17 protein-coding genes and 1 tRNA gene are annotated in these 24650 nt (G+C 65.9%); 5 read left to right on the top strand and 13 right to left on the bottom strand.

All coding sequences use genetic code 11. The features are described 5' to 3' along the window. The 5 genes from cmr5 to GA615_RS05305 form a co-directional block, all read right to left on the bottom strand. Positions 1–399, bottom strand: coding sequence for a type III-B CRISPR module-associated protein Cmr5 (gene cmr5, locus GA615_RS05325; RefSeq protein WP_152050234.1), 399 nt, complete (start codon positions 397–399; stop codon positions 1–3). Next, the gene (gene cmr4 / locus GA615_RS05320; protein WP_152050233.1) at positions 399–1370 is read right to left on the bottom strand and encodes a type III-B CRISPR module RAMP protein Cmr4; all 972 of its coding nucleotides are present in this window, start codon (positions 1368–1370) and stop codon (positions 399–401) included. Before cmr4 ends, cmr5 begins: the two co-directional genes overlap by 1 nt. Further along, on the bottom strand, positions 1363–2484 hold the full coding sequence (locus GA615_RS05315; RefSeq protein ID WP_152050232.1) for a type III-B CRISPR module-associated Cmr3 family protein: 1122 nt from the start codon (positions 2482–2484) through the stop codon (positions 1363–1365). The genes cmr4 and GA615_RS05315 overlap by 8 nt, the downstream gene beginning before the upstream one ends. Beyond that, positions 2484–4394, bottom strand: coding sequence for a type III-B CRISPR-associated protein Cas10/Cmr2 (gene cas10 / locus GA615_RS05310; protein WP_161602189.1), 1911 nt, complete (start codon positions 4392–4394; stop codon positions 2484–2486). Before cas10 ends, GA615_RS05315 begins: the two co-directional genes overlap by 1 nt. Before the next feature lie 356 nt (positions 4395–4750). Then, the gene (locus tag GA615_RS05305; RefSeq protein WP_161602188.1) at positions 4751–8599 is read right to left on the bottom strand and encodes a zinc-ribbon domain-containing protein; all 3849 of its coding nucleotides are present in this window, start codon (positions 8597–8599) and stop codon (positions 4751–4753) included. A gap of 327 nt (positions 8600–8926) precedes the next feature. On the opposite strand from GA615_RS05305, the gene GA615_RS05300 reads away from it, so the two are divergent. Next, positions 8927–9631 carry a hypothetical protein gene (locus GA615_RS05300; RefSeq protein WP_152050229.1) on the top strand — a complete coding sequence of 235 codons (705 nt, stop codon included), beginning with the start codon at positions 8927–8929 and terminating at the stop codon, positions 9629–9631. A gap of 949 nt (positions 9632–10580) precedes the next feature. Here GA615_RS05300 and GA615_RS27365 read toward each other — a convergent pair. Together GA615_RS27365 and GA615_RS27360 are read right to left on the bottom strand one after the other, a co-directional pair. Continuing rightward, positions 10581–10724 carry a hypothetical protein gene (locus GA615_RS27365; RefSeq protein WP_161602187.1) on the bottom strand — a complete coding sequence of 48 codons (144 nt, stop codon included), beginning with the start codon at positions 10722–10724 and terminating at the stop codon, positions 10581–10583. Positions 10725–11302: 578 nt separating this feature from the next. Further along, entirely contained in the window at positions 11303–11476 is a 174-nt protein-coding gene (locus tag GA615_RS27360; RefSeq protein WP_161602186.1) for a hypothetical protein, read from the bottom strand. Positions 11477–13778: 2302 nt separating this feature from the next. Here GA615_RS27360 and GA615_RS05295 point away from each other — a divergent pair. Then, on the top strand, positions 13779–14096 hold the full coding sequence (locus GA615_RS05295) for a helix-turn-helix domain-containing protein (protein WP_152050228.1): 318 nt from the start codon (positions 13779–13781) through the stop codon (positions 14094–14096). Here GA615_RS05295 and GA615_RS05290 read toward each other — a convergent pair. The 3 genes from GA615_RS05290 to GA615_RS05280 all read right to left on the bottom strand — a co-directional run bounded on the left by GA615_RS05290 (position 14046) and on the right by GA615_RS05280 (position 16476). Beyond that, positions 14046–15299, bottom strand: a complete 1254-nt coding sequence (locus tag GA615_RS05290; RefSeq protein ID WP_152050227.1) for a tyrosine-type recombinase/integrase — start codon at positions 15297–15299, stop codon at positions 14046–14048. The two genes, GA615_RS05295 and GA615_RS05290, sit on opposite strands and share 51 nt — an antisense overlap. 157 nt (positions 15300–15456) lie before the next feature. Continuing rightward, positions 15457–15542, bottom strand: a tRNA-Leu gene (locus tag GA615_RS05285). 142 nt (positions 15543–15684) lie between these two features. Continuing rightward, on the bottom strand, positions 15685–16476 hold the full coding sequence (locus tag GA615_RS05280; protein WP_152050226.1) for a HisA/HisF-related TIM barrel protein: 792 nt from the start codon (positions 16474–16476) through the stop codon (positions 15685–15687). On the opposite strand from GA615_RS05280, the gene GA615_RS05275 reads away from it, so the two are divergent. The 3 genes from GA615_RS05275 (at position 16466) to GA615_RS05265 (ending at position 19382) form a co-directional block, all read left to right on the top strand. Next, positions 16466–17659 (top strand): ATP-grasp domain-containing protein, encoded by a 1194-nt coding sequence (locus tag GA615_RS05275; RefSeq protein WP_152050225.1) that lies wholly within the window; start codon positions 16466–16468, stop codon positions 17657–17659. The two genes, GA615_RS05280 and GA615_RS05275, sit on opposite strands and share 11 nt — an antisense overlap. Then, positions 17656–18702: a hydantoinase/oxoprolinase family protein gene (locus GA615_RS05270; RefSeq protein ID WP_152050224.1), complete on the top strand. Its 1047-nt coding sequence runs from the start codon at positions 17656–17658 to the stop codon at positions 18700–18702. The genes GA615_RS05275 and GA615_RS05270 overlap by 4 nt, the downstream gene beginning before the upstream one ends. 77 nt (positions 18703–18779) lie before the next feature. Further along, on the top strand, positions 18780–19382 hold the full coding sequence (locus tag GA615_RS05265) for an amino acid kinase family protein (RefSeq protein WP_152050223.1): 603 nt from the start codon (positions 18780–18782) through the stop codon (positions 19380–19382). Positions 19383–19974: 592 nt separating this feature from the next. Here the strand turns inward: GA615_RS05265 and priA are convergent. The 3 genes from priA to GA615_RS05250 form a co-directional block, all read right to left on the bottom strand. Continuing rightward, the gene (gene priA, locus GA615_RS05260) at positions 19975–22272 is read right to left on the bottom strand and encodes a replication restart helicase PriA (protein WP_152050386.1); all 2298 of its coding nucleotides are present in this window, start codon (positions 22270–22272) and stop codon (positions 19975–19977) included. A gap of 135 nt (positions 22273–22407) precedes the next feature. Continuing rightward, complete coding sequence (locus GA615_RS05255; protein ID WP_152050222.1) at positions 22408–23430, bottom strand: polysaccharide deacetylase family protein; 1023 nt, start codon at positions 23428–23430, stop codon at positions 22408–22410. A gap of 24 nt (positions 23431–23454) precedes the next feature. Beyond that, on the bottom strand, positions 23455–24501 hold the full coding sequence (locus GA615_RS05250; protein ID WP_152050221.1) for an acetyltransferase: 1047 nt from the start codon (positions 24499–24501) through the stop codon (positions 23455–23457). Positions 24502–24650 lie beyond the last annotated feature (149 nt).

Raw genomic sequence — 24650 nt, 5'->3', positions numbered from 1 at the left:
TCAGACCTCCTCCACGTCGCTGATGTCGCGGAACTCCGCCTCGGCGAAGCGGACGACCCACTGCAAGTAGACAAGGCATTCGGCGGTCGCGAGCCGGAGGAAGTCGGAGTCACCCTCGACGACCCACCGGAGCAGCCGGTCGCCAGTGCGGCCTGGGGCCACCAGCACCTGCTGCCCGATCCAGTCAGTCAACGCGGCCCGCAGGTGTGGCGCGTAGTCCTTGGCCTCCAGGAAGGCCAGGGCCTGGCCAAGGCCCGCCGTCACGACCCGGGCCGGCAGACGTTTGGCCTGGAGCTTGAATTCCCGCCTGGCATCGTCCCTGCCCTCATCCTTGACCTGTTGAACGACCCGCCAGGCGTGGGCGGCACGACGCTGATCGAGGGTCTGGTGGCCGGCCATCAGTCGTGCCTCCCTCGGGCGAGTCTCGTGGCGCAATATCCCTTGCCGATCGACTGGTCCGCCCCCACCTGGAGGACCTCCGGGAGCGTCTCCCTCAGGACATCGAAAACATCCGCCGCCCCCATGGCACGGCCGGCCGAGGGATGTTCGCCATTGGCCCTGGCCCGTGCCTCATTGGCCAGCACGAGCGCGTAGAAGAGCGTCTCCGGGGGCAGGTACTCTTCGTAGAAAAGGGCCTTGCCCTTGACGGTCTTGGTCTCGTAGTCCAAACCGATTCGTGCGTTGATCTCGGTGGCATACTGGGCAAAGTGGTCGAAGTCGTCGTCGTGCAGCACGAGCAGGCTGCGTCGGAAACGGGCTCGTGTCGCGTCGAAGGCGGCCGAATCGGGCAGGACGTGATCGGCGATCCAGGCAGCGATCAGGCCGTCCGAGTCGCCAGCACGCACGAAGAGGAACTCCTCCAGGGCGACGCGCCCGCCCTCGATCAGGCATGGGCAGTCGTCCGAGGGGAGCATCACCCGATTCTTCTCGACAAGCGGGACCTGCCAGTCGATGGACCCGAAGCGGCAGAGCGCCAGGTCGCGACGGAGCCGATCCAGAACGGCCGGGCAAGTCACCCAGGCGAAGACGCCCCGGAGCGACCGGACCGGGAAGGCCAGCAGTCGGGCGTCGGTGAGGCTCAGGGCGCCGGCCGATTCTCCGGCCGCCTCGGTGTGCGGGCCGAAGGCGGCGCGGAGCCTGGGGCTCTCCTGATTGGTCCGCTGGCGATCGCCAGCATACTCGGTCTTGTAGCGCTCCCGGCAGGCGTCGCGGAGCACGCCCTTGAGCGAGGAGCCGGGGATCGTCGGCCATCGCGTGTGACGCTCGCGCTGCACTGGCAGGTCGACGATGCCCAGGGCGGTCCCAGCCCCGGGATGGAGCGAGGTCTGGGCGTGCAGGCCCAGGATCGCGGAGACGACGTTCTCAGGCATGCCGCCAGGCTCCCTTGAGGGCGAATCCCCAGCCCTCGGCGACGAGGTCCGGGTCGGTGCAGAGCGATGATGTCTCGACCTCGGATACGTCGGCGTCGAGGAAGTAGGCTGCGCCGGCCGGCGCAGCGAATCGGGTCGGCCTTGGGGCGTTGCGGGCCACATCCCAGCCCGAGACGGCAAAGGCCCGTCCGGAGGCGACGGCGACCAGGTACTCCTCGGCGATCCGATCGGGCAGGCTCGCGATGCGATAGAGCCCGGGTGAGGCCAGCACTCGGAGCGGCAGCCCCTCCGCATCCCCGCCGTCGGGCCATTCAACGCAGTGGTCCAGCACCCGGGCGACGGCATACCGGCCCTCGCCGCCCCACGGGAAGGGCCCGCCGAGCAGGCAACGGACGGCATCGGCGTGCGAGGTCGGGGGGAGGATTTCGGCATAGAAACAGACATGCCGCCGCAGGGCGAGCATCCGAGTCGCATACAACTGGCCCTCGGCCCCGGCCAGGGTCTGCGGGTCGATCTCCAGGCCGGTCCGACTGTCGAAGTCGTACAGTTCGGCCGGCCTGACCCAATCCGCATCGGTAGGGACGCCCCCTCGGAGGTAGGCGTTCATGCCGGCGGGACGCAGGAACCCCTCGGGCCGCTTCGCGGATGGATCGCCACGCCGCCAGAGGGGTCGCCTGGCCGATGGCCTCGACTCCCAGCCGGGAGGAGCTTCGGGCAGCGGGTCGGAGCGGGCCCATCGCCCAGCCTCGGTCCTGTAGAGGTTCGCCGGGACGGGCAACAGCAGCGAGGGCGCCGATCCTCCAGCCTGTTCCATCAACCAAGGGCCGCGGAACAGGCTACCGACCAGGCCCGTCGGGGCACCGAATTCCTCCAGGAGACCCGCCAGGCCACCCTTTCCTTGGGCCGAAGCCTCCCGGACCCTTCGCGACCATCCGGCGAAGTCGAAGCCGTGCGCGGCCAGCGCCGCCGTCCGCAGCGCCCCTGCCAGGGTCTGTGGCTGGGGCAGCCCGCCCTCGGCACGGGTCGCGGGGCCGAAGGGCCGGCCGCCCCGGAAGAATAGCAGGTCGAGCGCCTCGATTCCGAGGCCGATGCGGACGCGGTCCGGGGGCGTCATCAGTCCCTCCCTCGGGCCAGGAACGAGGCCGATTGGGCCAGGGTGATGAAGTCTTCCAGCACGCGCTCCCGGGATCGACCTCGCCCCTCCATCGCCTCGCGATAGGCGTCCAGCAGGCCCACCGCTTCGCCGGGGTCGATCCGCCGTGCCGAATCTTCGGCGCGAGCCGCAACGCGCCGGACTTCGGCCTTAACGGCCGGCCAGGGCAGCCCATCGCCACCAAGCGTCGGAAACTCTGAACGGAGGGTGTACAGCCACCGATCGGATGCGCCCGCTGCGAAAGACGCGTGCCATCGTTCCAGACGGGGGACCATCTCCCTGGGCAGGTCGACGGATGTGTGCTCGCCCGATCGGCGGCAGATCGCCAGCGTCACGGCGTCCCGACCCGCCTCCTTGGCGGCATGCTCGGCCGCTCGGGCCCGGCCCAGGGCGTATCGCAGGTCCTCCTTGTGGTGGACCACGGCGAGGCCGGCACTGACGGTGGCCCCCGACCGGGCCTCCGGCTCGCAAAGCGGCTCGACCCACCGGGCCCATCCTTCGACGTAGGCATCTCGGAGTTCGCGGACGCAGGGGAGGGCATCTTCGAGGGGCAGGAAGGCGAGCACGTCGTCCCCGCCGGAGTAGATGGGGATGCCGCCGTGCCGGCGGACGATCTCCGGGACGCGCCCGACCGAGAACTGGGCCAGTGCTCGGCTGATCGCGGCGATCCACTCGTTCGGTGCGACCCGGGTCGCTGTCGTACCGTCGGGCCCGATCCCTGCGAGCCATTGCCCCAGCCGGTCGCCATCCATCATCAGGATTGCCAGGTACGCCGGGGGGGCATCCTGGGCGAGCCGCTTGCGCCGGATGGTCCGCAGGAGTCCGTCACGAGGGGGAGGGTCGCGGTCATCATCGACGCGCCTCCTGCCGGGGCCTTCATGCTCGGCCCGGTGTAGCCACTGCCCGGACCAGGCCCCATGCTCCCCTCGCTCGCGATCTGGCCTGATCTCCGGCTCCGTCGCGAGCCACCTGGAAGCCGCCACGGTGGCCGTGTCTGGGAAGTAGCCGGACTCGGGCGGGAGTCCCACTTCCTCGTGCAGGAACGCCGGCCAGGCGAACCGCTTGACCAAGCTGACGGCGCAGAGCCGCTCGGACTGCCGCGTCCTGGTGCCGGACCAGGCGTTCTCGGGGACGGCCAACGCCTCCCAGAAGCGTCGGGACTCGTCCAGCCCGGCCGGCCCCATCTGCTCGTAGCTGCCCAGCAGCGAGCACTTCTGGGGCACGTCGCCCCGGGCAGCGTAGGCAGGATGGTGCCCGGCAGACCGTCGCGCCTCCATCAGGCGGGCGATCAGTTGCAAGCGGCCCCAGGCGAGCCCATCGGGCCGAGTCGGGTCATTCTGCTCGCCGAGCAGGCGTTCAAGCGTCGGCGCGTCACATCGAGCGAGCGGCAGGACGACGGTATGGACCTCGAAGAAGTCATCCACCTGGTCGTCCCAGAGCCGATCCCAGTGCGGGTCGAGGCCCTCCATGCGAACTGCGAGCCCCTGTCGGACCGCGCCGCTGATCCGCTTCCAGCCCGCTCGACAACTCCGCTCGCACTCATCGGCCAAGAGGCGGGTGGTGTCGTCGTCATCGTCGGGGATGCGGGCAAGAAATCGGTTCGGCAAGCAGGCCGAGGGCAACCCCTCGCGGGCGTCCCCTCGCGTTTCCAGCAAGGGATTTCCGTCGAGGCTCGGCGAGAGGATCGCCCCGTCACCGAAGCGATGCCGGATTGGCTGCATCGCGGCGAGGCACAGCCAACTCAGCAGGTAGCTGCCGGTCCAGAGGTCGCGGACCGAGCGGGCCGAAGCGATGAACGGCTGGACGGGCCCCAGGGAGAACGCCAGGAAATGACCCCGAGTTTCGGCATCGGCGGCGTCGAGAGGGTCCACGTCCGGGGTCTCCGACGTTGAGTCACACTCCGGCCGATATGCCGGACATCGGGGACACGACCAGTCTGCCTCGCTGACCATCGAGACAACCGTCATGACATATTGATGGCATGCGCGACGACACCATACCGGGTTGAAGCCCGAGCCACAAGGACATGACAGAAAATCATCGCAGCATGAGCACCGCGTCGGCTCCACCCCGGCCGTCCCGAGCACCCCGTACCTGGACCAGGCGGCCATCCCGGCCTACGATCACCACCCTCGCCCTCCTCTGGGCTTCGTCCCGCGCCGGGGCGCGGGACGATCGGGTGGCCGGGGGCCAAACCGGCGCGGCCCTCCGGCCAAGTCGGCCGGCGTCAGAATGTGCTCGCGGCTCCGTCCTGGGGCGTCCGGTCGGTCTTCAAGGCCCGGATGTGGGTGAACTTCCACCAGTCCTCGACGCGGACCACGTCGAAGCCCAGCCGGGCCAGGTCCCGCGCGAAGCGGTCGCGGTCGGTGAATCGCGAGGTCGGCTCGACGATGTGCAACTCGCCGTCGAGCTTCAACGTCCGGTGCGCCTCGCGGAGGTAGGCCGTCACGTCAGCACCCATCAGCGACAACGAGAAGACCGCTAGGTCGAGCGACTCGTCCTCCAACGGCACGCGTGCCATGTCGCAGGCGACGACGGAATCGTCGATCGCCACGTGGTCGAAGCTGTGGACGACGTGCAGGTCCGCGAGGTCCTTCGCCAGCGTCGCCTCGCCGCAGCCGAAGTCGCCGATGACGTAGCCGCTCCGGCGGCGGCACCAGCGGATCAATTCCTCGGACGGCACGACGGCCCAGTCGGCGCGGGCCGAGCGGAACAGGGCGTGGTAGTGGGCCCACTCGCCGGGGTCGGCCTGGAGCCGGCGGTGGAGCGATGCGCTGGCCATCCGGCCCCAGACCTGGTTCATCTTCGTGAAGTCGCCGTGGCGGCGACGACGGGCGTCCGCCTCGCCGCCGGGCACGTCGGGCACGCGGATCGGCGTGCGTGCGACGGCCTCGACCTGGCCATCATCCAGACGCCGGAGCCAGCCCATCACGTCCTGGTATGCCTGGGCCGGGGTCCGCAGGTGACCCTCCGGCACCACGCCATCGACCGCCGCGTCGGCCAGGGACTTCTTGAACCGCAGCCGGTTCAGACGCGACTCGCACCACGACCACCGCCTGCCGCCGACCTCGGCGTAGGTCAGCGGCAGGACCAGCGTCACCGTCTCCTGCGCCTGGCCCTGGCGGAACACCCGGCCCTTGAGTTGCTCGAAGTCGGCGCCCGTCCAGGGCAAGACGGCCACGATCAGCCGGTTGCAGACGCGCTGGAGGCCATCGACGCCCACACCGATCGACGCCGAGCCGATCAGCACGTCCACGTCGCCGTCGAGGAAGCCCGCCAGCCCGGACTTGTCCTCGCCGGTGTAGAAGCCCACCCGCCAGCCGTCGGCGACCAGCGCGTCGTGCAGCATGCGGTCGATGCCCTGGACGTAGTGCGTGTAGATCAGCGTCTTCGGCCGCACCTGCGTGCGGATCACCGGCAGGCGGGCCTTCATGAGCACCTGCTCCAGCGACAACGGGTTGCCGTTCTTGCGGCCCAGGGCCCGGACCTCGTCGAGGACGGCCGAGCAATCGACCGGGACCTCGACCTGCTCGTAGCCGGTGGCATACTTCGGCATCCAGCGGATGCCCAGCGTGGTGAGCCGCTGGTGCAGCCGCATGCAGTTGGACAGCGTGGCGCGGGTCTCCAACTCCTCGTGCGCGACCCCGGTGACCAGTTCCACGAGGCTCTTGCCCTCCTGGAGGTTGTTGATCACCGGCGTGGCCGACAGGCCAAGGATGCGGAGGTCGGGGTTCCGCTCCGAGGCGTGCGAGGTCAGGGCGAAGAGGTTGCGCCGCCGCAAGGACATCCTCTCGACGGCCCGCTGCTTGACGAAGTGGACCTCGTCGATGATCACCAGGTCGATCCGCTCGCGGGCGACGAGTTCGCCGACCCACGCCGCCGAATCGTCCTGCTGGAGCATCTCGTAGTTGAGGACCAGGTAGCGGGGCCGGCCACAGTCCGGCCGGTCGGGCTCGAAGGTCTTGGTGGCCACGACGCTGTCCGGGAAGGCGGCGAGGATCGCGTCGCGCCAGCCCTCGACCACGGCGTTAGGGCAGCACACGACGGTCAGGCGGCAGCGGGCCACGCGCGAGGCCAGCACGGCCGAGAGGGTCTTGCCCGCCCCGGTGCCCGACCAGTTGCCCACCCGGCGGTCGTCGCGGACCCGCACGGCCACCAGCCGCTGCATCAGGTTCGGGGCGACCGGCCGGCCGTCGATCGCGAAGGCATAGCCTTTGGGGACCGATAGCCTGCTGGCACGGCGATATTCGTCGAGGAACCGATCCTTCACCTGCTCGGCATAGACGCTGCCGTGGAAGTCCTCGGCCTGGGCGACGGCGGTCGCCTCGTCGAGGAAGGCATGGGTCCAGAGCTTGGCCACGGCCGAGGCGACCAGGAATTCGACCGCCTCGGCGTCGGCCGAAGAGATCACGGCGTGATCAAGCGCCGCGAGCACCCGGCTCGACTCGACGGTGGGCAGCCCCTCGGCCTCCGGGGCGACGACGGACCCGCCCGTTCCGTCAGTAGGGCTGTCGGGCACAACGGCCAGTCCGACTGCCCCGTCGCCGTCCTCGCACCCCGGCCCCTCCAGCGTCCGCGTGGGGTCGGCGAGGAACTCATCCACCAACGACGGCTCGCCTCGGACGAACTTGCCCAATTCCTCGGACGGGAAACGGCCGGTGGCGAGGGCTTTGGCAAACGCCTTTCCCTTGCCGTTGATTCCGAGCAGCCCTTGTTGCTGGAAGAGCAGATACAATTCGGCTGGGGTTAACGCATCCAGATGTTCGGAAAGGGATGCGACAAAGCCTCGGATTGCTCCTACTGTCCAACCTACGTTGCATGCCGGGCAACCGTTCCCGCCTCGACTCCGGCTGTAAGGTACCGCCTCCCACTCATGAGAGGGATTGTTGCTACAACGCCACCAGACGGCCCTGGCGCTCCCCGGCACGACATCGTCGGGGGTCAGGTCGCCATTGCGCGTCGGGTGCCACTCCGCCGCTAAATGCGGCATCAAGGCTCTCAGCGAAGTCGTCGGAGTGGCTACACGGCCACCACAGGTCCGACAGCCGACGCCGGCGACCCGGCGATGGATCACTGTCTGCCACTCATGCGTCGGATCGACTGGGCAGCGCCACCAGACGGCCCTGGCGCTCCCCGGCACGACATCGTCGGGGGTCAGATTGCCATTGAGGGTCGGGTGCCATTCGGCGGCCAGTTCGGGATGCAACGCCCTGAGCGAAGTGGTCGGGGAAGCCACCCTGCCGCCGCAGATAGAGCAGCCTGCTCCGTTGGTCCGGTTGTTGACCTGTGCTTGCCACTCGTGCGGGGGTGTCGCATGGCACTGCCACCAGACTTTCCGTTTGCTGCCAGGTGTTACCTTGTCGGGGGTCAGGTCGCCATTGCGCGTCGGGTGCCATTCGGCGGCCAGTTCGGGGTGCAATGCCCTCAGGGATTTGCATCCTGGGCATCCTCCGGAAGGCTTCGCTCGACTCTGTACTTTGGCCTTCCACTCGTGGGAGGGGTCCTTCCTGCACTGCCACCAGACGACCTTCTCACTTCCCGGCACGACATCGTCGGGGGTCAGGTCGCCATTGAGGGTCGGGTGCCATTCGGCGGCCAGTTCGGGATGCAACGCCCTCAGGCAGGTCGCTGGCGATGCTCTTAGGCCCCGGCAGATCGGGCAACCGCAGCCCTGAGCGCGGCTACCGACAACCGCATCCCACTCGTGGCTTGTGTCCCTTCGACATCGCCACCAGACTTTTCTCCCGCTTCCCGGCACGACATCGTCGGGGGTCAGGTCGCCATTGCGCGTCGGGTGCCATTCGGCGGCCAGTTCCGGGTGCAATGCCCTCAGGGAAGTCGCTGGCGATGCTTGCCGGCCCTGGCAGATCGGGCAGCCGCTGCCCTGAGACCGGGATCGGATCACCGCAGGCCACTCATGTGATGGGTCGTTGCTACATCGCCACCATACTTTCTTGTTGCTCCCTGCCGTCACGTGGTCGCTCGACAGGCTTCCGTTACGGGTCGGGTGCCACTCGGCGACCAGGTGGGGGTGCGTGCTCGACAGGCACGGGGTGCGCGGGGTTAGAATAGACATGGGCGTCAGGCTCCACAGAAGCTTGGCGTTCACCGGGTCCGGGAGTGTTCGCCGCACCCTCGGGCCCATCTTCGTTTCGGGCGAGATGATCTCGCTCCCACTCCGATCCTAGACCCGTCGCCACGCGGCAATGACCGAGTTTCATGAAAATCAACACAAAAGCGTCCGTTGCGTTTCGAAAAAACGGCGCATGCGCATTTAAGCAACTTTGATTTCGTTTCCCGCCCGGTGGGGATCGGCCACTCCGCCGGGCAGAGACGAGGCGCCCGCGTAACCTATGCTCCCTCGGGGGATGGTGCCCCCGATCCGTTGACGGGGAGGCCCAGGATGATCCGCTTCGCATTCGGCGTCCCGCTCGCCGTCGTCGTCGGGCTGACCACGGCGGCCCATCTCCGCGACCAGTTCGGCCGGATCACTCCCGCGATCGAAGGGCTCATGCCGCCCCCGGCCCCCGTGTCCGTCACGATCTGGTTCGACCCGAGTCGGGACCGGCTGACCTTCCTGGCACCCGAGTCGGGACGATCCGCTCGTCCGGCCGTGCGGCTCATGCTGCCCCCCGGCGCCGCGATCGACCCCGTCCAGGGCCTGGTCACCCTCGACGGCCATCGGCTGACGGCGACCCAATGCCTGCTCGCCTCGCTCGTCGGCGAGCCGCCGGGCGTCCGGCTTGCCCAGGGGACCCAGCCGGACTGTCCCTGGCTCGGGACCTCGGCCGCCCCGATCGGTCCTCCAGGCGGCCCCGTCCTTGAGCCTGGGAAGCTGCCGCTCCTCCTGATGGTCCAGTATCGAGCGGAGGACGATCGGTTCGTCTTCGGGGCGATCCCGTCCGAAGGGGCCTCGGGGACGCCGTTGCTCCTCGATGCCTCGTCCGCCACGCACTTCCATGACGAGGACGACTCGCTCACCCTCGACGGTGCGCCCTGGACCGCGACCCGGTGCGTCCTCTCGGCCGTGCGGGGCGGCCCGATTCGCCTCCCGCACTCCCCGGAGGGTCCGGGGTCCACTTTTGGGTCAGATGAGGTCCGGGAGTGATGCCGACCTGCGATCAGGAGTGGCCGGTCCGCATGCGAGCGACGGGACGCACCGGCGGTACTCCTCCGACCCGATCAGTTCCCGCATGCGAAATATCCCGAGGAATCTCGACCTCGGCCTGCAACGCTCGCCCCCCGTCTCCCGATCGGCCCGGCGACGTTCCGGCCGGAAGTCGCCTCCATCTCCTCGTCTCGACTCCCGAGGCCAGATTGGCCCACCACACCGGGCTTTCGGCCTGCGATCCGAAGGGGCATCGGCGGGACACGTGCGAGCCTTCTCCGCAGGTCACGGAAACAGGAAGCATGCCAGATCATTTTATAAAACAAATATTTATTATATAGCATAATTGCACTTGATCAGATTGCTCCGGCATTCACCCGGCAATCCTGTGCCGCGATCTGGTGGGGGCGAGCCCTGGTGCAGGGGCATGTGGGCCATGCACTGAGCGTCGCAACCGGATCGGCGACGGCCCGACCCTGGGGACCTATCGGGCCGCAATGGATTGCCCGTCGATTTCGCAGCAATCCGCGCAAACACTCATTGGTCTGTGCTGGCTGATGGTTCCGAGGTTTGGAAACGCCCGTTCCCAAGTCCCCAGGATGCCGGTGAGAGCGCGGAGATCAACCGAGTGAAACGCGATCGCCGTACGCCGACTCGGTGGGAATCCGGTTTCCGACGTAAGGTTCGATAGAACAAGTGGTTACCTGGATCGGCGACGCCGGTATTCACGCCGAACAAACCGATTCAATCAAGTGAAGATTCGGGGATTATCACCGATTTTCGACGGAGTTCGCAGTTCGACGAACAGTAGTGCGCGACGCAAACCATTGCCCAGCCTGGAGTTAGGACGGGCCGCCCGCGCCCCCGCGCGCGGGCCTGGGCGGATAACCTTCGGCTCGTGGAATTTTTCTGGCTGGGGGGACGCATGAATTGAATTTGATGGGTCGAGCTAATTGTACTCAGTACAATAAGCACTCGGATCGGTCGGGCCGAACATTGCCTCGATCTCGTCTTGAGTCATTTCGTTGGCCCGGTGCTCGACCGGGATGAGGCGGGCCGGCGTTGACTGGGCCTGGACCTCGGCGTGGGCCATCGTGACGAGAATTCACTGCCAGCCCTCGGTGGTGCATGAATGGAGTTTGTGGGGAGCTTAATGAACGCCGTTCATTAAGCCCTTTGGTCGGTCGGGTGGGAAGGTGCCCTGATTGCGCTCCAGCTCATCTCGCTGGCCCGGTGCTCGACCGGGAAGATGCGGGAGCGCATGGGCTCTGGACCCCCACGTGGGCCATCGTGACGGGGATTCGCTCCCAGTCCTGGTGGAAGCCTGGATTGAGATTGACTGGTCGAGCTAATTGAACGGCGTTCAATTACTGATCGCCGCATAAAGAAGATCAAGTTCCTGAAGCGATTGGCCACGCGATTTCCGCGGCAGAACCCAACGACGACATGATCTTCTTTATGCGGCGGTCAGTAGATCACTCGGGTACAGGGCCGTAGAAAGCCCGGAACGGACACGAAGGCACCCCGATTCGGAATTCTGGTCGAATTTCCGGTATCTGCTCGCTCGTTGGGGTATTTCTTCTTCGGGGGGGGGGTCGAGGTACTCGGCCCGCCACCGAAGAAGGGGAATCCCATCCCCCTACCCCCTTCCCTTGTTGTATCAATTTTGGCTTATTTGTCGAGTTTTACCCGGAGATTTTCCGTGGGGGTGATGCGGACGGCCTTCGTCAGGGCGGTCAGGCGACGGAAGGCTTCCTCCTCGCGCTCGGTGGTGTCGAGTTCGACCCGTTGGGCGTAGAAATCGTTCGAGAGCCGCCCCCTCTGGGGAGCGACTTTGGCATCCATAACTCGGTCATTCCTAGGGCCCTTCGCCGGACAGGTCGATCCAGAGGATGGCAGTAGGTTAGCACCGCAAGGCAGGTCCTCCTCGAAGGCGACCCCGGCATAGCTTGGGTTTCGAGCCGACTCCGTACCGTCTGGAAAAAAGCCCCACTCAGGCATCATCGTGACAGGCAGACCGGGTCGGACGTTCATCGCCGGCGATCGAATGAGTGTGCCCAGCAACCGACGGACGAGTCACCAGGGGCTCACAAATCGCCCAGAAGCGGCTCCCAGCAACCCAACGGCCTGGCGCCCCGTGCCGAAGTGCCAATGGCGTCGTGGCCGAGCCGAGAAGACTTCCACCCCATCGCGCGTATGACACTTCAGGAGTCGTCGGGGGTGATAGCCAGGCCGAGCGTCATCAGGCGCGGCGGCCTTAGGATTTGCGCTCGTCGAGCACCACCCCACGCACGGGAGGCGTAGCGGGACGCCTACGACGAGAGCAAGGTCAAACCGTGCCCCAAGGTCACCTATGTCTCCGGCCTGTGCCTGCTCGTGGGATGTCGCGCGTCCACGTCCGTTCGAGGTTCAACGACGTGGCACCTTGTACCGGCTTCGAATTCGGGGATGCGACGAGGGGTGAGTCAGGTGCCAGGGTCAAAACGCATCGGAACTGAGTCGTCGCAACCGGCCAGGCAGACGTGTCGGTGCTGGCGTGGGCCTTCGACCTGCGCCGCGAAAAAGCCTAACATACCGATCAGGCGAACAGGAGCACCATTGCATCTTCCGTCTTTAGCAACTTGTGGGTAAGCATCCGACGGCTCGGCTCGCATGGCCTCGGCACACCCAAAGCACCCGTTCGCCCTGGCGTTTGCGTTGCCCTCGTTGCTGGGTCGGGCCTCAAGCTCGTCGGGACCGGGGCGCCATCGAAGTCAGATTCGGGTCCGGCTCTGGCTCGATGGCCTCGGGCTCGTTGGTATCCGGGTTGTCGGGCGCCGGCCAGGTCGGCGATCCGGTCCGGCGCCTGGTCCTCCCCGAAGGGGGAACCCGACTCAGAAGAGAAACAAGAGAAAATCCAAGAAGTCCGTGAAGAACCCAAAAGAGAAGAAAGAGAAGAATCGTTGATATGAGGCTCGAACCCACCGCCCGGCCGACCGGGTCAACGCGAGACTTTCTGCCCTTGGGCGCGTGCTATACTGTTCCGAGCGAGGGTAGGGCTTCCTGGTGCCCAGCACCCCATCGCCACCCCGCCGTATCGTCGCGGACATCCGTGCCCTGACGAATCGGGCGGCCCCCAGGCTTACACGCCAGTAGCCACTGGCATCGGGTTGTCGGGCGGTCCCGTTGGAGGCGCCGGGAGGCCGGTGGTCCGGCCGGGCTTTCACCGGGACGGCCGCCGCCCGCGACCATCCACAACAAAGAACTACCCCAACCGTCGATCTTACTCAGGTGATTTTCCTGGGGTCGCCCATAAAGCTGTCCCCTCGCCCGCTGTCGAGACAGCGGCCTCAGTTCGCTCACCCTCAGCCGGTTGCACGACGGTTGGAGGAAATCTAGCACACGGTCGCCGGCCGGTACGGGATGTCGCGCCAAGGGAAGGCTGACGAGGAGGCTCTGGACCGTTCTTGCCCTGCGGTGCTGGGGCCACAATTCCCTTAAAAAGCAATCTGCACATGCCGAGCAACATTGTATTTTTCAATCGCTGGCTTGATGACGGCTTGGGCGTCTCGGCTCGGTCCCCCTCATATGTAGGGCCAGAGATTTCAACCTTGGTTACGCGGAAATTTAAGTTTCGTTCGGTTTTGATGCGATTGTATATCTGTCTTGCGATCAGGATCGCGACCTGCCCTCGGTCTCACTCTCACCCTGCGGGCAACTCAGCCACCAGCCATCCTCAATCAATCGCTACATTGAACACCGGATATTTCGTGTCCTGCTCCCAAACGACCCTCAGGACACTTTCGATTAATCCGTGTCCGTTCATCGAACAAGAGGCCAGGAGCCCCCTCCTCAAGTTTCTGTGCCCTCTGGCGCCCTTTCCTGAGATTCGGCCCGGTCAGTTGGTCGGGTCGAGGCCGACCAAGCGCTGGGTGTAGTTCAGCCAGATTGGCACAAAGGGTGTCCCCTGCATCACCAACCGCGTCTGCCGCTGTAACTAGGTCTGCTTCTCCTGTGAGGCGCCTTGTTCGAGGCCAATCCTCTTCTGAATGATCGGGTCGCAAAGATTGACGACTCTGATCCATGGCCTAGAGGTTGATTCCGGACGAGGAACGTCCGAACGCGATGATGTGAGGGAGCCCAGCGAATCTCCCTACTGGGCACGTACATGAACACCGAGCCGACCATCAACGATCTCTTTCGCGAGATTGAGGCCATCCGGGGACTCCTCGACGAACTCCTCGGGCGCCAGTCCGTTCAGGACTTCTACTCGACCGATGAGTTCGCCGAGATCATCGAGCGGAGGCCGAAGACCGTCCGCGACTATTGCAACGAGGGCCGACTCAAGGGGATCAAGAAGGCCAGCGGCCACGGGCTGTCGAAGGATTGGGCGATCCCTCACGCGGAGCTTGAGCGCTACCGCCGCGAGGGCTTGCTACCCCGCCAGCAGCGCGTTAATCGGAGCCCCGCCCTCGCCGGGGTGTAGATGCTGGTAGCGTTTTCGCATGGCCTCGGTCTGGTGACCGAGGTATTTGTCGATGTAGCGTTGATCCACGCCTTTCGAGGCCAGGATGCTGGCCACGCTGTGTCGGAAAACGTGGAAGCCCTTGATCACCTGCCACTTCGTCCCTCTCAGGGGCTGGTCGAAGTGGTGGTTCGCCTGGTTCCTGGTCAAGGGCATCCCGTCAGGATTGGAAAGCGTGAACTGACCCCCAGGATGTCGGGCGAACCAGTCCATCATCACGGCTCCGAGTCTCGGGTGAATATCGACCTCTCGGGTCACAAGCCGGGACCTCTGCCGCCCCTTGGTCCCCCGGATCGTGACCGACCCGGCATCGAAGTCGAAATCGTCAATCTCCGACCGGAGCAATTCGCCCCGCCGTGCGCCGGTGAGGGCCGCGAACACGAACATCGGGTAGACGAACGCCGACCTCGCATTCGTTTCGACCAAATCGAGGACCTCTTGGACCTCCTCGCTGGTGAGGTACAGGCAATCCCACTGCTCACGTTGCTGTGCCTCGGTCAGGCCACCCCGCCTGATCCGCTGCATGATCTGGTCGAACGTCCTGAACGGCGGTTTCTCCCTGGCAAACGGCATCGTGAGGTCTCGGACCCGCCAGGGAGGAGGGCCGACGGCGAGCCCCCGGCGAGCCCCCCAGCGCCAGATGGCACCCAGCGTGGATAACTCCTTCTCAATGGTGTCGCGGGAAATCGGTTGGCCGTACCACGTCATCTTGGCACGGGCGTTGACGTAGCCCTGGATGTCGTTGAAGGCGATCTCCTCGATGACACGTTGACTGCCCAGGAGCGCCGGATCGGACAGGTGGGCGATGTGATACCCCTCGGTTTCGAGGGTCGATTCCCTTCCCTTGACCCCTTGCATCTCCTCGACGTAGGTGTTGAAAAGATCGCCAAGCGTTCGGACCACCTGCTCCTCGGGGGTGGCAACCTTCGACGCCTCGGTGAGCCTGCCGCCGCTGATGATGAAGTCGATCGGATCGACCCCATCTGGGACCCGGATTCGGCCACTCTCGAGGAGCCTCATCGTCTCCTCGATGGCAGCGCAATGGGCGTGGGCCTTGCCCTCGTCCGTGATCTTCAGCGTCTTGGAACGCTTGACTCGCTTTCCGGCGTACCGGAAGCAGATGCGGTAGTACCCGCTCTTCTCGTCGAACTCTGGCCAGGCCATGTCGGTTGTGCCTCTGAAGATGGATCGGAAACCCGATCAATGCCCTAGGCCACAAAACCGACGCATTCAGGGTACTGCCCCATATTTGCCCCAGATCGTGGGGCACCAACGAAAAAAGGGTTCACGGCATTTCGCCGTAAACCCTTTCGTGGTAAGGTGCCGAAGAGAGGACTCGAACCTCCACCCGGGGTGAACCGGACTAGGACCTGAACCTAGCGCGTCTGCCAATTCCGCCACTTCGGCTGTGACTGGTGCGAACACGAATCACCGATTCCGGTGACTCACATGCGACACGAGGGCATTCTAGCGTGGTGATGGGGTCGGAAGCAAGACACTCGACCCCGGAACAACGCGATTGGTGCGGAAGGTGTTCCGAAACAGAGGGTTAGAAAGCCAGTCCTTCCGAAAGAGGCCCAGAGCCGGGCCGGTGTTGGGGGGGGAGATCGGCGAGGCGCAGTCGACCGTCCCGAAGGGCAGATCCGACCAGAACGGCATCCACGCGGTTCCGGGCAAGGCGTTGCAGATCCGAAGGGCTGGCGATCCCCCCCCCGGCGATCAATTCCAAAGAGGCGGGCGAGTCCTCTCGAATCGCCGCGATCAACCCTTCGGTACCGATGCCCTTTCCGGTACCGATGCGGGCCAGGTCGAGCACCAGCACCTTGCACACTCCGAGTTCGATCGCTCGGCGAGCAATGGCAACCGGGGCCTCGGTTCCCCACGAGGCGATCGGATTACCGAGCGGCCGTTGGTGCTTCAAGTCGAGGCTGAAGCAAACTCGCTCCGCTCCTGCGTCGTCGAGGATTGCGGTCAGGGCGTCGGGACCGGACACGCTTTCCAGGCCAACGATGATCGTATCGACCCCGGCGGCCAGCAGTTGGGGCACATCGTCCGGCGTTTGAACCCCCGCGTCGACCCAGAGTGAGACCTCCAGCGCGGCCAGGCTCGACAGAAGCTCCAGGTGAGGCGGTTGCCCCTCGATCGCGTCCAGGTCGGCCACGTACAATGCCGGCGGTTTGGCCTGGCCGGCGGCGATCATCTGATCCCGGAATCGTCTGGCCCAGGCAAGCGGGTTGCAGCCTTCGGGGGTGCCTCGGAGCAAGTCGTAACGTTCGCGTTCTCCCGCAAGGGCCGCGACGGCTAAACCGGCCTTGAGATCGAGAACGGGGATGACCCGCATGGGTTCGGACGGTTCAGGACTAAGTTCGGATCGCACGGTATTGATTCATGAGTTCGTGACCGGCGGCGGACTGGCCGACGAGGACTTGCCCGCCTCGCTGGCTCGGGAAGGGCGCGCCATGCGGCGAGCCCTCGCCGGCGACTTTGCCGCCGCGCCTGGGGTCCGGGTGATCATGACCGCCGACCCTCGGGAACCCGACGAGGATGCCTCGGGACCCTGGGAGGTCGTCCGGATCGGTCCCGGACAGGAACTGCCTCGCGTCGCCGAGCTGGCGACCGGGGTGGATTGTACCCTGATCATCGCTCCAGAGACCGGTGGAATTTTGTTTGATCGGACCAGAATGCTCGACCGGATCGGTGCCCGATCCCTCGGTTGCTCGCCTGAAGCGGTGGCGGTGGCCGGCAATGTGCTGCTGACGCTCGACCGGTTGCGCCATGCCGGAGTTCGCACGCCCCCCACCCGCGTCGTCACTCCTCGGCAAGGCTGGCCCCGACGCATGACCTTCCCCCTGGAGGAACTCGGCCGGGTTTGCCCGTTCGTGGAGATCCCCGAACCGCTCACCGACTGCCCCCCGCATCAGGCGGCCGAGGCCGAGATCGACCATCCCTGCGTGCTCAAACCCGTCGATGGCGCAGGGGCCGTCCAATCCTTCGTTCTGGCCGGTGAGACCCCCTGGCCCGATCCGTCCTGGTCCCCCGAGGTCGCCGTCCTTCAGCCCTGGATCGAGGGGAAGCACCGAAGCGTTTCGGTGCTCGTGTCGAACGGTGGCCGACCGGCCCTCATCGGGTGTGCCTCACAGCGAATCTCGGTCGATCGGGGGCGAATCTCCTATGTCGGGGGGGAGGCCCCCTTGCCGATCGGCCCTGCCATCCTTCGAATGGTCGATCGAGTGATCGGCACCTTGCCAGGGCTTCGTGGGTGGGTGGGGATCGACTGGATCGACGACGGGCTCGGTGATCCGATCGTCCTGGAGGTGAACCCCAGGCCCACAACGTCCGTCGTCGGCTTCCTTGCCTTGCTGCCTCCCGGTATGCTGGCCCAAACCTGGCTCGGGCTGTTCGACGATCCGACCACTCCCCTGACCGCCCTTCTGGCCGAACGGGTCCAATCGGCGGTCGGACGCCCGGTATCCTTCGACCCCAACGGCACACTCTCCTCTCCCCGGGATGGAGCCGGATCATGAGTACCGGAGACTCCCGACCTCTCTGGCTTGGCCTCGACATCGGCGGCGCGAACATCAAGGCCGCTCACACCAGCGGGCAGGCTCAGATCCTCCCCTTCGAGGTCTGGAAACGCCCCTCCGACCTGGCACCCACCCTCGCCCGACTCGGCCGAGTCTTGCCCGAGGCCCACGCCGTCGCCGTCACCATGACCGCCGAACTGTGCGACTGCTTCACGACCAAATCCGAAGGGGTCGCCGCCGTCCTCGGCGCCGTCTGGAAAGCGTTTCCCGGCAAACCGATTCACGTCTGGGGGACCGACGGCCAGTTCCACGACATCGAAACGGCCGTCCTCCATCCCGACCTCGCCGCCGCCGCCAACTGGCTGGCCCTGGCCACCCTCGCCGCCCGATTGATCCCCGAAGGCCCCGGCATTCTCATCGACATTGGCTCCACCACCGCCGATCTCGTCCCGATCAAGGACGGAAAGCCGACCACCCGAGGACTGACCGACACCCGACGCCTTCAGACCGGCGAGCTGCTCTATGCCGGGGTCCGACGCACTCCGATCATGGCCCTCGCCACCGAGCTTCCCCACCGCGGCGAACCAACCGGTCTGGCCGCCGAGATGTTTGCCTCTACGCTCGACATCTATCTCACCCTCGGCGACCTTGTTCCCGACCCAACGGATCTCTCCACCTGCGACGGCCGCCCCGCCACGATCGAAGCCTCTCGTGACCGCCTCGCCCGCATGGTGGCCGCCGACCGCGACGCTTTCTCCCCCGACGACGCCCTCTCCCTCGCCCGAGCGGCCGACGAGGTCCTCATCGCCCGGCTCCGACGCTCCGCCGAGCGGGCCTGTACCGCCACGGTTGGCCAGCCTCGCGGCGCGGTCGTCTGCGGCTCTGGATCCTTCCTGGCCCGTCGGGTCGCCCAGCACCTGATCGAACCCGGCGACCCGATCCTCGCGATCGACGACGTCTGGGGGCCCCTCGCGTCTCATGCCGGCTGCGCCTACTCCCTCGTCGTCCTCGCCGGGGAACGTGCCCATCCGGAACCGTCCTGACCCTGGTCGGACGTTCGAACCCGTAACGGCTTGTCTCTGACTGCCGAAGCTCCTCACTCTATCAGCTCGAACCGACGATGCCCCCTCCCCTCCTCGTCGCCAAGGTCGGCGGCAGCCTGCTCAACTGGAGTGGCCTGCCCGACGCCCTCACGGCCTTCCTCGATCGAAAACGTGCCCGCCGCCTTGTTCTCGTGGTCGGGGGCGGTGAGACGGTCGATGTGATTCGCTCCCTCGACCAGACCCACAGCCTCGGCGAGCGAGCGTCGCATCACCTCGCGCTCCGGGCGATGGACCTCACCTCCCACTGCCTCGCTGCAATCGTCCCCGGTCTGGTCGTGGTCGAGACGATCGCCGAGCTCCCTCCCCTCTGGAACGGCCACCTGGTCCCCGTCTTCGCTCCTCGACGGTTCCTGGATCAGGAAGATCAATCCGTCTCTGACCCCCTGCCCCACTCCTGGAGCGTGACCTCCGACTCCATCGCCGCCCGCCTCGCCGATCGGCTCGGGGCCGATTCCCTCGTCCTGCTCAAAAGCACGGACGCCCCGGCTTCCATCGACCGTTCGGAAGCCGCCTCCCTCGGCCTGGTCGATCCTTCGTTCCCCGCCGTCTCCCTGCCCATCCCCCGCGTCTCGATCCTCAACCTGCGTGACGCCCGGCTTCAGGAAACGGAACTCCCCTGATCCCTCCCCGTCCGGTTCCCCCGACCCTTCCTTCCATTTTCTGTGACTGAACCCCGCTCAATTTCAGAGATTACTGTCATGCTTCGCGTTGCTCTTTGGCAACTTCAACCGCATTGCCCCCCCTTCCCTCCCGAGTGACTCGACCGACCCCCGTGCCTCCTGGGCAATCGATCCCCCTCGGCGGTCCTTCGTTCGGTGGCGGTTTCCCCTCGATGTCGCTCGCAACGGCCCGATGCGCCCGAATTAAACAACGGAACGAAGCCACGCGATTTGTCCCAAATCGTTTCTGATCAGGATGATCGGTTCGAGCCCAGCCCTGCCAAATCAGCGCACCCTTTGGCGCACCTCCGGCGCACCCAACGCGCTCGATGCCACTCTGGCCGAGGATCAATCACCCCGAGCCATCCGTTCTGGGGAACACGAGCCCAGACCAGAGCTCAACGCGTGAATCGTCCGCACCGTCACGGCACGTCTTGCACGGAACGAAGCCAGACGTCGTGACCGAAGTCCTTCAGTGGTCAGGGAAAACCGCAAACGCTCCCGACCGGAAATTGGCGCACCCTTCGGCGCACCTCAGGCGCACCCCGGCGCCTCAAAGCAGGCTCACCGGGTCCACATCGACCGCCAGCTCGATCGGCTGCGGAGGATCAGCCAGTGGCAAGGCAACCCGGAGGATCCGCTGGAGCGGTCCCGGGGCTGGAGCCCGAAGTTGGAGATGGTATCGGAACAGGTGTTTGATCTTCATCACCGGCGCAGGGGCCGGGCCGAGCAATCGAACGGAATCGTCCGCCAGCTCCCGGAGCAACTGAGCGAACGATTCGAGGTAGCCGACCACCTCGGCCTCCGACGGCCCCCGAGCGATCAATCGGACGACCCGACCGAACGGCGGACAGCCGTTCTTCTCCCGTTCGGGAAGTTCCTGGGCGACGAACCCGAGGTAATCGTGTCGCGCCGCGAACGAGATCGCCGGGGCATCCGGCGTATAGGTCTGCACGAGGACCCGCCCCGGCCGATCCCCCCTGCCCGTCCGTCCGGCCACCTGGGCGACGAGCTGAAAGGTCCGCTCGGCCGCCCGGAAGTCCGGCAGGTGGAGTGACGTATCGGCGTTGACCACTCCCACCAGGGTCACGTCCGGGAAGTCGAGCCCCTTGGCGATCATCTGCGTGCCCAGCAGGATGTGCACCTGCCTCGCCCGGAAGGCGCCGAGCACCTGCTCGTACGCTCCCGGAGATCGCATCGTGTCCGAATCCATCCGCCGCACGACGTGTTGCGGAAAGGCGTCGCGGACCTCCCGCTCCAGCCGCTCGGTGCCAATCCCGCCGTAATGCAGCCGCTGATACCGGCAGCTTGGGCAACTGTCGGGCGGATCGTACTCGGCGTCGCAGGTGTGGCAGAGAGCCTTGTGCCGCTCCTTGTGGTGGGTCAGGGCCACGTCGCAGGCGCCGCACTTCAAGACGTTGCCGCACTTCGGGCAGAGGATGAACGTGTGGAACCCCCGGCGATTGAGCAGGAGGATCACCTGGCCATCGTCGGCAAGCGCTTCGGTCATTGCCCGTCGCATCAGGCCGCCGATCGCCAGCAAGGGCTGCCCCTTGGTCGGCTTCTCGTGCCTCATGTCGATGATGTCGACCCGAGGCATTCTCCGCTCTGCAACCCGGCGAGCGAGCGTCAACCGGGTGTACCTGCCTCGCTCCGTGTTGGCCCAGGTTTCGAGCGACGGCGTGGCCGATCCCAGAACCACCGGCACCTTTTCCAACTGGGCCCGCTTCACCGCCACGTCCCGAGCATGATATCTGGGAGTCGTTTCTTGCTTGAAGGTCGATTCATGTTCCTCATCAATGACGATCAACCCCAGCTTCCGCGTTGGCGCGAAGATGGCCGACCGAGCGCCGACGACCACCTGGATTTCGCCCGCCGCGATCGCCCGCCAATGCCGGTGCCGCTCGGCGTCGCTCAGGTGGCTGTGCAAGACGGCCACCCGGTCGAACCGCCGCCGAAAGCGCCGGATGGTTTGCGGCGTCAGGCTGATCTCGGGAACCAGCACAATCGCTTCTCGCCCGCGCTCCACCACCCGCTCAATCGCACTCAGGTAGACCTCGGTTTTCCCGCTGCCGGTGACCCCATGAAGCAGAAACGTCTGGAAGCTATCGCTGCCGAGGACCGGATCAAGCTGGTCGAGGACCTTCGCCTGCTCGGGGGTCAGCGCGACCGGAGCCTTGCCGTCGTGGTCGTTCTCCGAAGGCTCCGGATCGATCGGGCCGGCCACCGGAGCCCGGCTCATCCGGCGTCGGACGGTGTGAATCAACCCTCGTTTGCGCAACGAGGCGATCGGCGCGGTCGTGCATTTGGCCAATCGGCAAACGTCGGTGACCGACAAGGTCCCCTCAGCCTTGCAGAGCAGTTCCAGAATCTCCGCCTGACGAGGAGGCAAGGCCAGCGTGTCTCGGGCCAGGCGGACCTCGTCCGGAACGGTCAAACAGGTGGCGATCCGGGTTCCCGCCTGCTTTTTCACCCCGGCCGGCACCACGGCATCAAGCGCCTGGCCCCACGAGCAGGAGTAATACCCCGCCATCCAGTGTGTCAGGTCGAGCATCACGCCGTCGATCAGCGGCGGGTCATCCAGGATCTCCAGGACTTCCTTGACCTTCCCGGGCGCAACGTTGGCCGTCGGCTCGATCCGGACACAGTAGGCCGTGACCGCCTGATTCGATCGTCCGAGCGGCACCCGAACCCGCTGCCCGACTCTCAGGCTTTGCCGCAAGTGCCGGGGGATCGCATACGTATAGACCTCCTCCATCGGCCGGTTGAAGACGACCCCCGCAAACGGTCCCTCGGCCTCGACGGCAAACAGGGCCCCCTGGCTTCGGTCGTCGGCGTCAGCTCGGGTCATGGCGATCCGCTTCAAAAGGCTGGGGAAGATCCGGAACCGGACGCACCGGATCACCGCCCGAACGTCCCAGGACAGACGGTCTTATTGTCGGCAGAATGCTGGGCGGATGTCCACACCCTTGCCGCGGAGAGCTGCTCAGATGAACGATCGACCAAAGAGCCGGTCGAGCGCCAACCTCGCCCGAACCATCTCGGGAGAGTCGGCCGACCCGACGTTGATCCGAGCCACCTCGAATGGTCGTCCCGATCCGGGGCGATTCGGACGACCCCCGAAGGTAAACCCCGCTCGATAGCCGGTCTCGTGTGCGAGGCGGCACGTCCGATCGTCGTAATCTCCTTGCTCTCCATAGGGATACGAAATGGCATCAACCGTTCGGCCCAGCCGGGCCTCCAGCGATCGCTTCGAGCTGACCAGTTCCTCCGACTGTTCCGACTCGTCCAGATCGGCCAGTCTCCGGTGCGTCTGGCCGTGGGAACCGATCCCCATGCCCGCCTCAGCCAGAGCTTCGACCTGCTCCCAGGTCATCATCGCCGATCGGCCGAGGGCGTCGAGATCGAGGCTAACACCGGCTCGTTCCTGCAAGTGCTCAGCCAGCCGAACCTCATCGAGCCGACGCGCGGCGAGGCAGGCCCGGACGACCTGGGCAAGAGCCTCGTCTCGGGTCGTCCGGGTCAGATCGAGACTGAGCCTGGCCGGTTCCTCCAGCTCCAGGCGCTCCCGGTTGGTCTGCCGGATGATCCGCGAGACGAGGTCCCACCAGAACGGTCGGGGATGGTCGATCAGGTCCGGCGGAATGAAGAAGGTGGCCGAAGCTCCCGCATCGACAAGGGCGGGCAAGGCATGATGGTACTGATCGCGATAGCCGTCGTCGAAGGTGATCGCGGCGCAGGGTTCGGTGAGGGGCATCTCACCGCTGGCCGCGTCCACCAACTCGGTTGGGTTGAGCAGTCGGAAGGCCCGTTGGATCACCTTGATCTGGGCCCGGAAGTCTTCGGGAGTCGCCGAGAAGACCGGCCCATAGTCCGGAGTGCTGGCCGGGTCTCCGATCCGGTGGTACGCCAGCACGAGCAGGCACGGTCTTCGGGCCAGCCGCTCGATCACGCGAAGCAGACCGAGATCCCTCATCCGGTGAGCCAGGAACCGACGCTTGTTGAGCATGACGACGATATCCAAACGCTTCGATTACGTGTAAGCGTAGTCTGCTTCGAGCTGGGTCAGATGAAACGGGATCTCCTGCGGAATCAATCCCGATCGATCCCTGACGTAGAACGGGATCTCAAAGACGGGTCGATAGCCGGAACCCCGCAACGCCTCGGTCATCCAGGGGGTCGTGGCGAAGCACTCGGCAACGTCGGCCCCGGCTCGGCGAAGCTCCTCCGTGGCGGCCTGGAGACTCGCAAGCCAAAGGTCTGGGTCCGAATCGTCGAGAAAGCAATCGACGATCTTTCCCCGAGTCACCGACTGTTGCGGCACGACGCTCACCATCAGGAATCCCCGAACCGAACCTTCCCGACGAATCATCTTGCCCTCGAACCAGGGGCGAGGGAACCGGAGAAAGTGATTGAGCAAGGCCGGGTCGCGCCGGGTGAAGCAGAGTGGCATGGCCAGTCGAGCAATGACCTCGTCAACGGTCGGGCCGAATTCGGTGACCGATTCCAGCTCGACCCGAGTGACCGGCGAGCGACGCCATCGGAGCATCCCGAGCGCATCTCGGCCCGTGCCGAGTACTCGTCTGGCCCATCCTCCCCCGCTCCGGTTCCGAAGTCGAGACCAGGGTTTCAACACACGACGCCAGACGGGAATCTGTTGCCGGATGACGTATCCGGTCCGGTTTCCCATCGCCGCCGACGACGGGGTCAGGCCGATCGCCAGGTGGACGTTTGCCATCCGATGAACCCGCATGAGCAAACGGGCTCCCATCCCAACCCCCGCCTCGGAAACAACCCAGTCGATCGGGTGGATGGCGGGAATCGTCCTCGGATCGACGCCGCGGCCGGCCTGGTGAATGACCGTCGCATGCAAGCCGATCGAGCCGACGATCTGCCCCTCTTTCAGGGCGACCAGGCCGGAAGGGAGATCCGAAGGTCCTCCCATCGGGTCGAACAGCTTCCAGGAAAGAATGTCCGGCGCGGCGAAGGTCGCATCGGGCGAGACGCCGAACGCCTCGGTCAAGAACCGGCTCAACGCGGGGAGATCGTCCGGGGCGATCGCTCGAATCTCATCGGTCATGGGATCGCCGCCCTCGTTGCCGGGGAATCCATCGCGTGCCGACGGCCAGGACCGACGATCGACCCCTCGGCCTTCCTGCTCTTTTCCTCGACCAGTCGCCGCGCCATAATCGACCGACGGAGGGGTTGGCCGCACCGGGGGCGCCCCCG

It is taken from the genome of Tautonia marina (assembly GCF_009177065.1).
Lineage (GTDB): Bacteria > Planctomycetota > Planctomycetia > Isosphaerales > Isosphaeraceae > Tautonia > Tautonia marina.
This window is presented reverse-complemented; position numbering and strand designations above follow the sequence as displayed.

Excerpts from the sequence above, each read along its gene's own strand:
- cmr5 (WP_152050234.1), bottom strand. The coding sequence starts at position 399 with ATGGCCGGCCACCAGACCCTCGATCAGCGTCGTGCCGCCCACGCCTGG.
- cmr4 (WP_152050233.1), bottom strand. The coding sequence starts at position 1,370 with ATGCCTGAGAACGTCGTCTCCGCGATCCTGGGCCTGCACGCCCAGACC.
- GA615_RS05315 (WP_152050232.1), bottom strand. The coding sequence starts at position 2,484 with ATGACGCCCCCGGACCGCGTCCGCATCGGCCTCGGAATCGAGGCGCTC.
- GA615_RS05305 (WP_161602188.1), bottom strand. The coding sequence starts at position 8,599 with ATGTCTATTCTAACCCCGCGCACCCCGTGCCTGTCGAGCACGCACCCC.
- GA615_RS05300 (WP_152050229.1), top strand. The coding sequence starts at position 8,927 with ATGATCCGCTTCGCATTCGGCGTCCCGCTCGCCGTCGTCGTCGGGCTG.
- GA615_RS27365 (WP_161602187.1), bottom strand. The coding sequence starts at position 10,724 with ATGGCCCACGCCGAGGTCCAGGCCCAGTCAACGCCGGCCCGCCTCATC.
- GA615_RS27360 (WP_161602186.1), bottom strand. The coding sequence starts at position 11,476 with ATGGATGCCAAAGTCGCTCCCCAGAGGGGGCGGCTCTCGAACGATTTC.
- GA615_RS05295 (WP_152050228.1), top strand. The coding sequence starts at position 13,779 with ATGAACACCGAGCCGACCATCAACGATCTCTTTCGCGAGATTGAGGCC.
- GA615_RS05290 (WP_152050227.1), bottom strand. The coding sequence starts at position 15,299 with ATGGCCTGGCCAGAGTTCGACGAGAAGAGCGGGTACTACCGCATCTGC.
- GA615_RS05275 (WP_152050225.1), top strand. The coding sequence starts at position 16,466 with ATGACCCGCATGGGTTCGGACGGTTCAGGACTAAGTTCGGATCGCACG.
- GA615_RS05280 (WP_152050226.1), bottom strand. The coding sequence starts at position 16,476 with ATGCGGGTCATCCCCGTTCTCGATCTCAAGGCCGGTTTAGCCGTCGCG.
- GA615_RS05270 (WP_152050224.1), top strand. The coding sequence starts at position 17,656 with ATGAGTACCGGAGACTCCCGACCTCTCTGGCTTGGCCTCGACATCGGC.
- GA615_RS05265 (WP_152050223.1), top strand. The coding sequence starts at position 18,780 with ATGCCCCCTCCCCTCCTCGTCGCCAAGGTCGGCGGCAGCCTGCTCAAC.
- priA (WP_152050386.1), bottom strand. The coding sequence starts at position 22,272 with ATGACCCGAGCTGACGCCGACGACCGAAGCCAGGGGGCCCTGTTTGCC.
- GA615_RS05255 (WP_152050222.1), bottom strand. The coding sequence starts at position 23,430 with ATGCTCAACAAGCGTCGGTTCCTGGCTCACCGGATGAGGGATCTCGGT.
- GA615_RS05250 (WP_152050221.1), bottom strand. The coding sequence starts at position 24,501 with ATGACCGATGAGATTCGAGCGATCGCCCCGGACGATCTCCCCGCGTTG.